The sequence below is a fragment of the Rhodococcus sp. (in: high G+C Gram-positive bacteria) genome (assembly GCF_049299235.1).
Lineage (GTDB): Bacteria > Actinomycetota > Actinomycetes > Mycobacteriales > Mycobacteriaceae > Rhodococcus.
Window position 1 is genome coordinate 1 of the sequence record NZ_JBAQXC010000377.1, and the last position, 12,138, is coordinate 12,138.

The 12,138-nt window shown below is 69.4% G+C and carries 11 protein-coding genes and 1 riboswitch; of the genes, 5 read left to right on the plus strand and 6 right to left on the minus strand.

All coding sequences use genetic code 11. The features are described 5' to 3' along the window. Window positions 1-16: 16 nt before the first annotated feature. The 4 genes from WAX14_RS23340 to WAX14_RS23355 all read right to left on the minus strand — a co-directional run bounded on the left by WAX14_RS23340 (window position 17) and on the right by WAX14_RS23355 (window position 4,357). Complete coding sequence (locus tag WAX14_RS23340) at window positions 17-853, minus strand: mycofactocin-coupled SDR family oxidoreductase (RefSeq protein ID WP_422630419.1); 837 nt, start codon at window positions 851-853, stop codon at window positions 17-19. A gap of 254 nt (window positions 854-1,107) precedes the next feature. Beyond that, entirely contained in the window at window positions 1,108-2,640 is a 1,533-nt protein-coding gene (locus tag WAX14_RS23345) for a precorrin-2 C(20)-methyltransferase (protein WP_422630420.1), read from the minus strand. Further along, window positions 2,637-3,287, minus strand: coding sequence for a precorrin-8X methylmutase (locus tag WAX14_RS23350; protein WP_422630421.1), 651 nt, complete (start codon window positions 3,285-3,287; stop codon window positions 2,637-2,639). Before WAX14_RS23350 ends, WAX14_RS23345 begins: the two co-directional genes overlap by 4 nt. Next, window positions 3,284-4,357: a cobalamin biosynthesis protein CobG gene (locus tag WAX14_RS23355; RefSeq protein ID WP_422630422.1), complete on the minus strand. Its 1,074-nt coding sequence runs from the start codon at window positions 4,355-4,357 to the stop codon at window positions 3,284-3,286. The genes WAX14_RS23350 and WAX14_RS23355 overlap by 4 nt, the downstream gene beginning before the upstream one ends. A gap of 37 nt (window positions 4,358-4,394) precedes the next feature. Next, window positions 4,395-4,588, plus strand: a riboswitch (cobalamin riboswitch). Between the two features lie 54 nt (window positions 4,589-4,642). Between WAX14_RS23355 and cobN the strand changes: the two genes are divergently transcribed. Together cobN and cobF are read left to right on the plus strand one after the other, a co-directional pair. Then, window positions 4,643-8,263: a cobaltochelatase subunit CobN gene (gene cobN / locus WAX14_RS23360; protein ID WP_422630423.1), complete on the plus strand. Its 3,621-nt coding sequence runs from the start codon at window positions 4,643-4,645 to the stop codon at window positions 8,261-8,263. After that, window positions 8,260-9,027, plus strand: a complete 768-nt coding sequence (gene cobF, locus WAX14_RS23365) for a precorrin-6A synthase (deacetylating) (RefSeq protein WP_422630424.1) — start codon at window positions 8,260-8,262, stop codon at window positions 9,025-9,027. The genes cobN and cobF overlap by 4 nt, the downstream gene beginning before the upstream one ends. Here cobF and WAX14_RS23370 read toward each other — a convergent pair. Continuing rightward, window positions 9,014-9,529 carry a hypothetical protein gene (locus WAX14_RS23370; protein ID WP_422630425.1) on the minus strand — a complete coding sequence of 172 codons (516 nt, stop codon included), beginning with the start codon at window positions 9,527-9,529 and terminating at the stop codon, window positions 9,014-9,016. The genes cobF and WAX14_RS23370 overlap by 14 nt on opposite strands. A 148-nt stretch (window positions 9,530-9,677) precedes the next feature. Between WAX14_RS23370 and WAX14_RS23375 the strand changes: the two genes are divergently transcribed. The 3 genes from WAX14_RS23375 (at window position 9,678) to WAX14_RS23385 (ending at window position 11,565) form a co-directional block, all read left to right on the plus strand. Further along, the gene (locus WAX14_RS23375; RefSeq protein WP_422630426.1) at window positions 9,678-10,112 is read left to right on the plus strand and encodes a helix-turn-helix transcriptional regulator; all 435 of its coding nucleotides are present in this window, start codon (window positions 9,678-9,680) and stop codon (window positions 10,110-10,112) included. 20 nt (window positions 10,113-10,132) lie between these two features. After that, window positions 10,133-10,543, plus strand: a complete 411-nt coding sequence (locus WAX14_RS23380; RefSeq protein WP_422630427.1) for a VOC family protein — start codon at window positions 10,133-10,135, stop codon at window positions 10,541-10,543. A gap of 62 nt (window positions 10,544-10,605) precedes the next feature. Beyond that, complete coding sequence (locus tag WAX14_RS23385; RefSeq protein WP_422630428.1) at window positions 10,606-11,565, plus strand: alpha/beta fold hydrolase; 960 nt, start codon at window positions 10,606-10,608, stop codon at window positions 11,563-11,565. A 52-nt stretch (window positions 11,566-11,617) separates the two neighbouring features. Here the strand turns inward: WAX14_RS23385 and WAX14_RS23390 are convergent, their stop codons facing one another. Beyond that, on the minus strand, window positions 11,618-12,118 hold the full coding sequence (locus tag WAX14_RS23390) for a pyridoxamine 5'-phosphate oxidase family protein (protein WP_422630429.1): 501 nt from the start codon (window positions 12,116-12,118) through the stop codon (window positions 11,618-11,620). Window positions 12,119-12,138 lie beyond the last annotated feature (20 nt).

Sequence of the window (12,138 nt, forward strand, 5' to 3'; positions counted from 1 at the left end):
CTCAGTCTGGGACCGTCTACTTGAGCATCGAACCCGCGTCGATCGGCAGCGCGACACCGGTGATGAACCGGGATTCCTCGGAGGCGAGGAACAGCACGGCATTGCTGACGTCGACGGCGTCGATCCACGGGGTCGGCAGCACGTGCATCATCTGGGACAGCGGCGCGAAATCGTCCGCGGTCGGATGCTCGAGGTCGGGGCGGAACATCTTGTAGGTGGCCTCGTTGAGCAGCATCGGCGTGCTCACCTGTGTCGGGCAGACGGCGTTGACACGGATGCTCTCCTCGCCGAGTTCCATGGCCAGGGTGCGCATGATCCCGAGCATTCCGTGCTTGGCGGCGACGTAGTGCCCGACGCTCGGCAGCGCGCGCAGTCCGCCGACCGAGCTGGTGAGGATGACCGAACCGCCCCGACCGCCTTCGCGGATGTGCGGAACGGACACGCGGGTGGTGATCCATACGCCGGTGAGGTTGACGTCGATCATGTCGCGCCAGCCCTTCTCGCCGAGGCTGTCGAGCCGGTCGCCCGAGCTCGCCAGGCCGGCGTTGGCGCACACGATGTCGAGCCGGCCGAACTGTGCCACGCCTTCGTCGACGGCGGCCTGCATGCCCTCGAAGTCACGCACGTCGACCTCGGCGGCGTGGATCTTGCCGCCTGCAGCCTCGACGAGCGCCACGGTCTCCTGAAGATCCTCCGGCGTCGACATCGGGATCGGCACGTCGTCGAGCTGCGTGCAGACGTCGATGGCGATGATGTTCGCGCCTTCCTCCGCCAGCTTCACCGCGTGGCTGCGGCCCTGCCCCCGTGCTGCGCCCGTGATGAACGCGACCTTGCCTTCGACTCTTCCCGCCATTGTCGCTCCCCTGTGGTTGTGATGACCGCCGCGACTGCCGATGACCCTCCGGCGGCCGGAGAAAGCCCCCGGCAACCGAGATGCTGAGCACTTGTTTAGCATCGGCCCGAATGAGGTGTCAATCACATTCTCAAGCCGAGAGAATCGCATTCCGGTTGCCGATGGGCGGGCCGATCGGGGCAATGGGGAGGATGTGGACCGTCGTCACCTCGCCGCTCGGGGCGGCGACACCGGTTGCGCGCCGATCCGGCCGGTCATCGACCTCCGGGATCGGCGACCGAGCGGGCGGTCCACACCGACCCCGCCGCCGTCACCGAAGTCCCCGCCGCGCCGACGATGATCAGGCATTTCATGTCGATCGTCGCAGGATCCAACTTCTCGAGCGTGGTGACGTCGACCGACTCGCCGGGCCGGCCGACGTCCCGTCCGACGACGACGACCGTGTCGGCCGGACGGTGCCGCAGCAACACGGCCCTGGCGTCGGCGACCTGGGTCGTGCGCGAACGTGACGCAGGGTTGTAGATGCCGAGCACCAGATCTGCCTGCGCGATCGCGGTCAGGCGCTTCTCGATGACCGGCCACGGTTTGAGTCGATCGGACAGGCTGACCACCGCGAAGTCACCGCCGATGGGCGCGCCTGCCCGCGCGGCGACAGCCTGCACCGCGGACAATCCGGGCAGCACCCGGATCGGCACATCCGCGTAGCGGTCGTCCTGCGCGGCCTCGAACACGGCGGAGGCCATGCCGAACACGCCGGCATCACCGCCGGAGACGACCGCGACCCGCCGGCCCGTCGACGCCAGGTCGAGTGCGAACCGGGCGCGATCCACCTCGACGGTGTTTCCGCTCGAATGTCGTTGCAGCCCAGGGCGTACCGGTACGCGGTCGACGTACGGTCCATAGCCGACGACATGGTCGACGTCGGCGAGTGCCGCCGAGGCCTCCGGGGTCAGCCACCGCTCGTCGGCGGGCCCCAAACCGATCACGAGCAATTCCCGTGCCACCGACGGTTCCGGCGCGGGTCCGGTCGCCGGCCGGGATCGGTCGGCGGTGTCCCGGTTGCGGGGCGCCCGGTCACCGGGCGCGAGGATCACCGAGAAATAGGGCACCGCATCGTCGTCGACCTCGGCGACCGGTGCGATGCGCTGGCCGTCCATCGACGCGCGCTCGACATAGACCGCGTCGTCGAGCCGGCCCGCCTGCGCGAGTGCGCTGCGCACGGCCGGAAAGGTTCGGCCCAGCTTCATGATCACGGCGCCGTCGGTGTCGGCCAGTCGACGCGCCAACTCCGGTTCGGGCAGAGTGCCGGGCAGGACGGTGAGCACGTCGGTCCGCCGCACCAGTGGTTCCGCCGCCGCCGCCGCGGCAGCCGAGAACGAGGTGACCCCGGGAACGACCTCGGCCGCGAACCGATCCGCGAGCCGATCGTGGAGATACATGTAGGACCCGTAGAACAGGGGGTCGCCCTCGCACAGCACGACGACGGTCCGGCCCGCCTCGAGATGCGCGGCCAGACGATCGGCGCATTCGTCGTAGAAGTCGGCGATCGCACCGTCGTAGCCGCCGGGATGGTCGGTGGTGCCGGTCGTCACCGGATACACCAGGGGCTCCTCGACGGCGGTAGCCGGAATAAGTTCGGCGGCAATGGATCGTGCGATGGACCGACCGTGGGTGCCGGAGTGGTAGGCGATCACGTCGGCCTCGCCGATCAGGCGGGCGGCCTTGCGGGTGACGAGTTCGGGATCGCCGGGGCCGAGGCCGACGCCGAAGAGACGTCCGGTGTTCATTCGAGCTCCTGTGCCAGTGCGTTGAGTGCGGACGACGCCATCGCGGAGCCGCCTCGCCGACCCCGAACCGCCAGATACGGAATCTGCAGTCCGTGGTCGATCAGCGCGTCCTTGGATTCTGCCGCGCCGATGAAGCCGACCGGTACACCGACGATCGCAGCCGGCCGTGGGGCACCCGCGTCGAGCATCTCCAGCAGGTGGAACAGTGCGGTCGGCGCGTTGCCGATGGCGACGACGGCACCGTCGAGGTGCTCGGCCCACAGCGACACCGCCGCGGCCGAACGGGTCGTGCCCCACCGTGCGGCGAGATCCGGTGTGCGCGGATCGCCGAGGAAACACAGCACCGGATTGTCCGCGGGCAGTCGTGTGCGGGTCACCCCGGATGCCACCATGTTCGCGTCGGTCAGGATCGGCGCCCCGGCGTTCAGCGCGCCGCGCGCCGCCCGGACCAGGCCGGGATGGATCGCCAGGTCGCGTGACAGATCGGTCTGGCCGCTCGCGTGGATCATGCGCACCGCGACCTTCTCGGCGTCGGCGGGGATGCCTGTGAGGTCGGATTCGGATCGGATCGTCGCGAACGACCGCACGTAGATCTCGGCGCCGTCGGTTTCGTACTCGTACCGTCGGGGTGGGGGTGTCTCGATCACGCTGGGCTCCTGGCGGCGACGAGGGTATGTGGGAAATGGGGTGCGCCGCAGGCACGTTCGCATCCGATGACGTGGACGTGTCCGGAGGTGACCGGCTCCGCGGCGGTTCGGCGGGCCAATTCTCGTGTATCGCCGTGGGCGAGGCTACACCCGGGCGCTCCCGTGCACGCCGTCACCCGGACCCACGGCGAATCGTTCGACAGCACGAACCCGGCGTCTGCGAGCGTCGTCGGAGAGGTACCGGTAGGCAGGACGAGGCTCCGCCACGGCGTGACGATCACACCGCGACCCGGCAACGCCGCGACCATCCGAGGGGTCAGAATCCCCAACGGCACCAGCACCGACACCGCTCCGTCCAGTACGCCGAACGGCATCGCGCGGGGCGCCGGACGCGGAACCGGCGTGCCCCCGCCCAGTTCACGGCCGCTATCGGGAAGTTGCCGCACATGCCACCGGGTCGCCCGCACGGCGGTGAACCGCCGGGCGCGGTCGATCAGGGTGCCGACGACCTGCGGCAGCGGCACGACCGGCCCGGACAACGCACCGATCACGATGCGCGCGTGCCCGGCATCGACGGCGGTGGCGGACAGGTCGCAGCGCAGTCCGGCGATGTCGCCGCGGCCGTCGTCGATCCCGAACAGGAAGCGGCCGGGCAGGTCGGTGAGCAGGGGGTCCGCGCACAGCGCTTCGTCGAGGGCGGCGATGAGCGGCCGGATATCGGCCAGGCCGCCGACAAGTCCGGACAGCGGTGACGCGACGATGTTGCGTACCCGTTCGTGCGTCGGCGACGGCAGGAATCCCGCCTCGGCGACCGCTGCGATCAGGCCGTCGGGCACACCCCCGCAGTCGTCGAGAGCAACCCCTCTGATCTGCAGGTTTCCGCGCGAAGTGAGGTGGACGTCGCCGTCTGCGAACGCGCGGGCAGCGGCAGACAGGCGGTGCAAGCCCTCGTCGGGTAGCCGCCCGCCGGGCGCCCGCATCCGCACCAGCGCGCCGTCCGCCGCCACGTGTGGGCGCAGCAGCCCAGGGCAGCGGTCCGGGGGAAGTCGGTCGGCCGAACGGTCCGTCATGGCCGCCCATGCTTGCATACGCCCCCGAGGGGTGCGCTAGTCTCGGCCCTGCCGTGGTGTTCGGGAAGCCGGTGGGAAACCGGCGCGGCCCTCGCCACTGTGAACGGTAGTTGTTCGCCCTCGTCCGTGCCGGTCCGCCGGTGCGGAAACCACTGGAGTCCGCTCCGGGAAGGTTCGGCCGAGCAGCGTCGACCCGTCAGCCAGGAGACCGGCCACGGCACGCGAGGTCCACGAGGGTTTTTGGAGACTGAACATGGCTGTTTTCGTGCTGTTCCGGGTCGCGCAGTGACGCGCCTGACGTTGCTGTCGACGTCCGACACCGACCTGTTGTCGGCTCGGGCGAGCGGCGCCGACTGGGTGGTCGGCAACCCGTCCCGGCTCGACCTCACCGGCGATGCCCCCGACGCGCTGCCCGCCCTGCTGGCGGACTCCCAGTTGGTGATCGTCCGGATCCTCGGGTCGGCCCGCTCCTGGCAGGAGGGACTCGACCGGGTGCTCGCGCACGGAGTCCCGGTGGTCGTTCTCGGCGGCGAGCAGACCCCCGACGGAGAGCTGATGGGCTACTCGACCGTGCCGGTCGGTACCGCCGCGGAGGCGCACCGCTACCTGGCCTACGGCGGACCGGAGAACGTCGCACACCTGCACGCCTTCCTCTCCGACACGGTGCTGCTCGGCGGTGACGGTTTCGAACCGCCCGCGGCACTGCCCGAATGGGGCCTCGCTCCGCGTCCGGCACCGGTGGATCCTGACCTGCCGCGGGTGGGTGTCTTGTTCTACCGGGCCCACCACACCAGCGGAAATGTGCAGTTCGCGCAGGATCTCGCCGACGCCGTCGACGCGACCGGCCGGGCACAGGCGGTGGTGATCCATTGCGCGTCGCTGCGCGGCGCCCCCGACGATCTGCTCGCCGCACTCGGGACTCTCGACGCGCTGGTGGTCACGGTGCTCGCCGCGGGCGGTACCACACCGGCGACCGTCGGCGCCGGCGGCGACGACGAAGCGTGGGATGTCGCCGCGCTCGCCGCCCTCGACATCCCGATTCTGCAGGCGCTGTGCCTGACCTGGAGCAGGGACAGTTGGGCGGAGTCGGACGACGGTGTGTCCCCGCTCGATTCGGCCACCCAGATCGCCGTTCCCGAATTCGACGGACGCATCATCACGGTGCCGTTCTCGTTCAAGGAATTCGACGCCGACGGGTTGCCGCGCTATGTCACCGATCCGGAACGGTGCCGTCGCGTGGCGGGGATCGCGGTCGCCCACGCGCGGTTGCGGCATGTGCCACCCGCGCAGCGGCGCATCGCGATCATGCTGTCGGCATACCCGACGAAACACTCCCGGGTGGGCAACGCGGTGGGATTGGACACCCCGGTGTCGGCGATCCGGATGTTGCGGGCGATGCGCGAGCAGGGCTACGACCTGGGCGAGGGTTTCCCCGGCATGGACGTCGCCGACGACGCGGAAGCCGGGAACACCTTGATCCACGCCCTCATCGACGCCGGTGGGCAGGACGAGGAATGGCTCACCGCCGAGCAGATCTCCGGTAATCCGGTGCGGGTGCGTACCGCCCAGTACCGGGAGTGGACCGCCGATCTGCCTGCGGAACTGACCGGCGCGATGACCGAGGCCTGGGGTGAGGCACCCGGTGCGCTGTTCGTCGACGGTTCCGGTGACGACGAGGCGATCGTCCTCGCGACCCTGCAAGCGGGCAACGTCGTGCTGATGATCCAGCCGCCCCGCGGGTTCGGGGAGAATCCCGTCGCGATCTACCACGACCCGGATATGGCGCCGTCGCATCACTATCTGGCGGCCTACCGCTGGGTGGAGCGCGGATTCGGGGCCGACGCGGTCGTGCACCTCGGTAAGCACGGGTCGATGGAATGGTTGCCCGGCAAGAATGCGGGCCTGTCGGCGGCGTGCGCGACCGACGCCGCGATCGGCAACATGCCGCTGATCTACCCGTTCCTCGTCAACGACCCGGGGGAGGGCGCCCAGGCCAAGCGGCGCGCCCACGCGACGATCGTGGATCATCTGATCCCGCCGATGGCGCGCGCCGAATCATACGGCGACATCGCACGTTTGGAACAGTTGCTCGACGAATACTCGAACATCGCGGCGATGGACCCGGCGAAACTCCCGGCGATCCGGGCACAGATCTGGACGCTGATCCAGGCCGCGAAACTCGATCACGACCTCGGCCTCGACGATCGGCCGCACGACGCCGAGTTCGACGATTTCCTGCTGCACGTCGACGGCTGGCTGTGTGAGGTCAAGGACGCGCAGATCCGTGACGGCCTACACGTGCTCGGCGGTGCCCCCACCGGCGAGGCCAGGGTGAATCTGGTGTTGTCGATCCTGCGGGCCGCGCAGGTGTGGGGAGGCCGGGCACACGCGGTGCCGGGGTTGCGCGCCGCGCTCGGGCTGAAGCCCGATGCGCCGCTGTCCGACGTCGACGCCGTCGAGGAGCAGGCTCGCACGCTGGTGCAGGCGATGGAACATGCGGACTGGTCCGTCGAATCTGTTTCTTCGGCAGTCGAATCCGTTCTGGGGCGGACCGATGCCGAGATCGAGCGGGTGCTGGTGTTCGCGGCCGAGGAAGTCGTTCCGCGGCTCGCCCGCACCACCGACGAACTCGACATGGTGCTGCATGCCCTCGACGGCGGGTACGTGCCTGCCGGGCCGTCCGGGTCACCGCTGCGCGGATTGGTCAACGTGCTGCCCACCGGGCGGAACTTCTACACCGTCGACCCGAAGGCCGTGCCGAGCCGCCTCGCCTACGACACGGGCGTCGCGCTGGCGAACGCACTGGTCGATCGGTACCTCGCGGACACCGGCGACTACCCACGGTCCGTCGGGCTGTCGGTGTGGGGGACGTCGGCGATGCGGACATCCGGTGACGACATCGCCGAAGTACTCGCCCTCATCGGGGTCCGACCGGAATGGGACCCCGAGTCCCGCCGCGTCCGCGACCTCGTCGTCGTTCCGCTCGCCGAACTCGGCCGCCCCCGCATCGACGTCACCGTCCGCATCTCCGGGTTCTTCCGCGACGCGTTTCCGCACGTCATCGGGATGCTCGACGACGCGATCCGCATGGTCGCCGCGCTCGACGAACCCGTCGAGTCGAACTATGTCCGGGCGCACGCGCAGCGCGACGAAGCCGAGCACGGCGACGCGGACCGCGCGGTACGCCGGATTTTCGGCTCCAAGCCCGGTTCGTACGGCGCGGGCATCCTGCAACTCGTCGACACCGGCAACTGGCGTACCGACGAAGATCTCGCCGAGGTGTACACCGCGTGGGGCGGATTCGTGTACGGGCGCGGGGTGCACGGCGAACCCGCGGCCGACGACATGCGCGCGAACTACCGTCGTATCGCGGTCGCCGCGAAGAACACCGACACCCGCGAACACGACATCGCCGACTCGGACGACTACTTCCAGTACCACGGCGGCATGGTCGCGACCGTGCGGGCATTGACCGGGGCCGACCCGAAGGCGTACATCGGCGATTCGACGTCGCCGGATGCGGTGCGCACCCGGTCGCTTTCGGAGGAGACCGCACGGGTCTTCCGGGCCCGCGTGGTCAATCCGCGGTGGCTCGCGGCGATGCGACGGCACGGATACAAGGGTGCGTTCGAACTGGCCGCGACCGTCGACTACCTGTACGGCTACGACGCGACCGCCGGGGTCGTCGCCGACTGGATGTACGAAACCCTCGCGCAGACATACGCGCTGGACTCGGAGAACCAGCAGTTCCTGCGCGAGGCGAACCCGTGGGCGCTGCGCGGCATCGTCGAACGGCTCACCGAAGCCGCCGAACGTGGACTGTGGGCCGAACCGGATCCGGCGACGATGCAGGCACTGCAACAGGCGTATCTGGACGTCGAGGGAGACCTCGAGGACCGCGGATGAGGGTGCGCCTCATCGGGATCGGTCCCGGCGGACCGGACGATCTGACGGTCGCGGCGGTGCACGCGCTGCGCGATGTGGACGTGTTCCTCGTCGCGGACAAGCAACGCGGGGTGGACGACCTGGTGTCGGTGCGCGAGGAGATCTGCCGGCGGCACACCCCCGGCGACCACCGGGTGATCGTGGTGCCCGACCCGCCCCGCGACCGGGCACCCGAGCAGTACGGCGTCGAGGTGCGGGACTGGCACGCCGCCCGCGCACAGGCCTACGAGACGGTGCTGCGTGAGCAGGTGACTGCCGGTGAGACCGTCGGCTTCCTCGTGTGGGGCGACCCGAGCCTGTACGACAGCACCATTCGCGTCGTCGAACGGATCCGCGAGCGCGGGGTCGTCGACATCGACTACGACGTGATCCCGGCGGTCAGCAGCGTGCAGATGCTCGCCGCGCGGCATCGCTTGGTGCTCAACCGGATCGGCGGCCCGGTCACGATCACGACGGGGCGTCGCCTGCGCGACGATGTCGCGGCGGGCGCCGACAATGTCGTCGTGATGCTCGACGCCCGTCTGACGTGCACCGAATTACCGGGGGAATGGGACATCTGGTGGGGCGCGAACCTCGGAACTTCCGACGAGGAACTCGTCGCCGGGCGACTGGCCGAGGTCCGCGATCGCATCGAGACGGCCCGGGCGAGGTCGAAGGCGGCGCGCGGCTGGGTGATGGACACCTACCTGGTGCGGCGGGCCGGAGCGGCCCTCAACGCTGGGTGAACAGCACCGCCGGGCGCGTCCTGGTGTCGGTGGGTGACCTGCTCAGCACGACGGGCAGCCACTGCGAGGTGAGCACCACCATCGTGAGCCAGGCCAGCAGCATCCCCGGCGACGGGGCATGCGGCGTCGGCGACGGCATCCCGTTCTGCGACCAGTACCCGAACAGGCCGAACAGTGACGACAGGCCCGAACCGAGCAGCGCGGCGACGGCCAGACGCCACCGGCGCAGGCACAGTGCGGCCGTCGAGACGACGACGCCGAACACCAGCGCGAGGGTCGTGAAGATGCGCATCGGAAGGGTGACGGTCGCGTGCCCGCCGAACCAGCCGCCGAGCACCGTCCACGAGGTCGCGGATTCGGTCTGCGGCAGCAGCAGCGCGACGACCAGTACGGTCACACACCCGACAAGCACCCACTGCCGTCGCCCGGCACGGAACTCCCCGGCGATCTTCTTCTCGATGCGGGTGAACTCGCTGCGATAGGCGGACAGATCGTCGCGCACCGGACCTCCTCGCTCAGGGCACAAGGTCCCCAGTATGCGCTCCGCCGCCGGCGAGCGGTTCGATGGGTCGTCCCGCCCGGACGACGGCTCCCCGCACTCGATCGGGACGACTGGATGCCGCCGGGCGCGACGTGGAACGATGCCACCTATGGGACCGGGACGCGCGGACGCGCAACGGGTGCGGGACATCGTGGCGATGCGCCGGGTCCGCGATCGGATCGATCGGGAGTACGCCCAGCCGTTGAACGTCGAGGCGCTGGCCCGCGGGGCACACATGTCGGTCGGGCATCTGAGCCGCGAGTTCCGCCGGGTGTACGGCGAATCCCCGTACTCGTATCTGATGACGCGGCGGATCGAACGGGCGATGACGCTGTTGCGGCGCGGCGACCTCAGCGTCACCGAGGTGTGCTTCGCGGTCGGATCGTCGTCGCTGGGCACGTTCAGCACGAGGTTCACCGAACTGGTCGGTGTGCCGCCGAGCGTCTACCGCCGGGACCATTCCCAGGCCGGGGAGGGCATCCCGCCGTGTCTGGCCAAGCAGGTGACCAGACCGGTCAGGAATCGAGAAGCGCGACCCGGGTAGCTCGTTCTAGCGTGGTCGACATGAACATCACCATTCACTACGCCTTCCTCCCGCACACCGACGCGGAGGCCGCGCTGGGCTTCTACCGCGACATCCTCGGCTTCGAGGTCCGCAAGGACGTCGGCTACGAAGACATGCGCTGGATCACCGTGGGCCCGGTGGGACAACCCGGAACGTCCATCGTGCTGCACCCGCCCGCCGCCGATCCGGGTGTCACCGACGAGGAACGACGCACGGTTCTGGACCTCATCGCCAAGGGCGCCTACACGGCGGTCACCCTGGCCACCGACGATCTCGACGGGCTCTTCGACCGTCTCCAGGCCGCTGGTGCCGATGTCATCCAGGAGCCGATCGACCAGGACTACGGCGTCCGAGACTGCGCCTTCCGTGATCCGGCCGGCAATCTCATTCGTGTCAATCAGCTCGGCTGAGGTCGTCGACTCGGCTGAGCGAGCACGTCCGTGCGCGGTGCGGCCGGAGGTCGAAAAGTCTTGTGGAACAACAGCGGGACCGGATACTGTTCCGTCCCGGTGCCGTGACGCTGGGAGATGCGGCCCCGGACTTCGAACATCGACGAACGATGAGCAGTGGGGGCATGGTGGAGCAGATCGAACTGTCTCCGGGCGTCACGGTGGGTGTCACCCGAACCGGGTCCGGCCCGGCGGTCCTGTTGCTCGGCGGGCTGGGAATGCCGTCGATCGTGTGGGAGATCTCCGGGCTCACCGGCCTGCTCGCCGACGCAGGCTTCGAGGTCGTCGCGCTCACCGCGCGCGGAATCCCACCGTCGTCCGCACCGCCGGCACCGTACTCGGTCGACGACCTCGCCGGCGACGCGGCGGCGCTGCTCGACGAACTGGGACTGACCAGCGACGTGATCGTCGTCGGCTATTCCCTCGGGACATACGTCGCGCAGGTCCTGCTCCGCGAACGACCGGCCACTTTCCGGGCCGCGGTGTTCGTCGCCGGCCTCGATCCGTCACCGCTCGTGACGATCGTCGACGACATGGAACTGGACCTGATCGACGCCACCGGAAGCCTGCCCGCCGCGGTCGCCACGTTCGAGATCCTGATGACCACCTTGCCGACGGCCATGCTTCAGGATCGGGACGCACTACCGGGCTGGCACGATCTCTTCTCCGCCGACACCGGTCGCTGGACCGGAATCGACGGCATGACAGGGCAACTGGCTGCTTCGCGCGAGTGGTCCCGGAACAAGCAGAACCACCTCGACGCATTGTCGCGGATCGACCTGCCCACCCTCTCGATCGCATTCGAACACGACCTCTTCTTCCCGCCCGACAGCGAAAAGGCCGCTGCCGCGCGGATACCGGGCAGCGAACACGTTCTGGTCGCCGGTGCCGCGCACGGTGGGTTGAGCACTCACAGCGCGGAACCGGTGGCGCGCATCGTCGAGTTCTGTGTCGCCCGAGACGGGCACCGCGCCGAGAACTGACCCTGCGCGAGTGCTGTCGCGGCTTACTGCAATCGGGTGTCCTGCATCGGTGTCAGCGCTCGTGCCGAACGACCCCGGCGCCGGGACGCCACAGGTCGACGTGCATCGTCTCGTCGACGGTGACGAGGACGGCCTCGGCGATGTCGAGTTCGAACAGGTGCATCGGGCCGTCCGGGACAGGCGACGGATACGCGGCGAGGATTGCGGCCTTCTGCTCGCCGAGCAGTTCCCGCGCGTGCCCGGCGACCTTCGCGTCGCCACCGGCCATGTCGTGATGTCCGGGATTGGAGTGCAGCGCGTATCTGCCGTCACGCTGGAGATCGCGGGCCTTGAGCGCACCGGGCATGGATCCGATCACGAGCCGACCGTCGACGATCTCGACCTCGGTGCCACTGATGCGGGGTGAGCCGTCGCGGCGCAACGTCGCCAGGACGTGGTGCCGGTGCGCCGCCCAGCGTGCGGCGATCGACTCGGCCAGTGCAGGTGCTTCGGTGCGGAACTGTTCCCAGCTCGCCAGGTTCCTACTGTGTGTCGTGTTCCCGCTGTGTGTCATGACATCACTGTGCCGCCTCA

Excerpts from the sequence above, each read along its gene's own strand:
- WAX14_RS23340 (WP_422630419.1), bottom strand. The coding sequence starts at position 853 with ATGGCGGGAAGAGTCGAAGGCAAGGTCGCGTTCATCACGGGCGCAGCA.
- WAX14_RS23345 (WP_422630420.1), bottom strand. The coding sequence starts at position 2,640 with ATGAACACCGGACGTCTCTTCGGCGTCGGCCTCGGCCCCGGCGATCCC.
- WAX14_RS23355 (WP_422630422.1), bottom strand. The coding sequence starts at position 4,357 with ATGACGGACCGTTCGGCCGACCGACTTCCCCCGGACCGCTGCCCTGGG.
- cobF (WP_422630424.1), top strand. The coding sequence starts at position 8,260 with ATGAGGGTGCGCCTCATCGGGATCGGTCCCGGCGGACCGGACGATCTG.
- WAX14_RS23375 (WP_422630426.1), top strand. The coding sequence starts at position 9,678 with ATGGGACCGGGACGCGCGGACGCGCAACGGGTGCGGGACATCGTGGCG.
- WAX14_RS23380 (WP_422630427.1), top strand. The coding sequence starts at position 10,133 with ATGAACATCACCATTCACTACGCCTTCCTCCCGCACACCGACGCGGAG.
- WAX14_RS23390 (WP_422630429.1), bottom strand. The coding sequence starts at position 12,118 with ATGACACACAGCGGGAACACGACACACAGTAGGAACCTGGCGAGCTGG.